The organism is Mesorhizobium sp. WSM4830, from assembly GCF_055811495.1.
Genome location: NZ_JBVVQI010000102.1, coordinates 1 through 690, shown reverse-complemented (window position 1 = coordinate 690; position 690 = coordinate 1). Strand labels below are relative to the sequence as shown.

The window sequence follows — 690 nt, the reverse complement described above, 5'->3', positions numbered from 1 at the left end:
ACAAGGGACTTCGACGATCTCGGCTCCTACCGCATCTTCATCGATGAGATTGTCAGCCGCCGCAATGCGGCACACGGCAAGCGCATCGACGCCGAGCGTTCGCATTTGCAGGGGCTTCCCGATCGTCGCACCACCGACTTCGAAGAGGTGGTCGTCACGGTATCGCGCACCGGCGGCTTCACCTTGCGCAAGGTCTTCTACACCGTGCCCTCCCGCCTGATCGGACATCGGCTTCGTGTGCGCCTCTTCGACGATCGCCTCGAGGTCTTCATCGGCGGCACGCATCTGATGACCTTGCCCCGCGGGCGTGGCCATGCCGACGGCCGGCATGACCAGGTCGTCAATTACCACCACGTCATCCATTCCTTGCGCAAGAAGCCGATGGCGCTTCGCGGGCTCGTCTATCGCGACAAGCTCTTCCCGCGTCAGGAATACCGCAGGGCTTTTGAGGCTCTCATCGAGCATCTTCCCGACAAGCAAGCCTGCAAGATCACCGTCGAGTTGCTGACACTGGCCCATGATCGCGGCTGCGAGCGTGAACTGGCCGAGGAGCTTGCCAGAACGCTCGACGCCGGCGACCTGCCCGACATTGCCGCCCTGCGAACGCTCTTCGCTCCGGACCCGGCCCGGTTGCCGACCGTTCATGTGCAACTGGCGTCGCTCAATGGCTATGAAGCCCTGATCGGCACG

At 63.0% G+C, this 690-nt stretch carries 1 protein-coding gene; it reads left to right on the top strand.

Going from position 1 to position 690, the window contains the following annotated elements; translation table 11 throughout:
• Positions 1 to 690 (top strand): Mu transposase domain-containing protein (locus AC0L2Y_RS34535; RefSeq protein WP_473562329.1); only part of this gene is annotated, 690 nt, incomplete at both ends.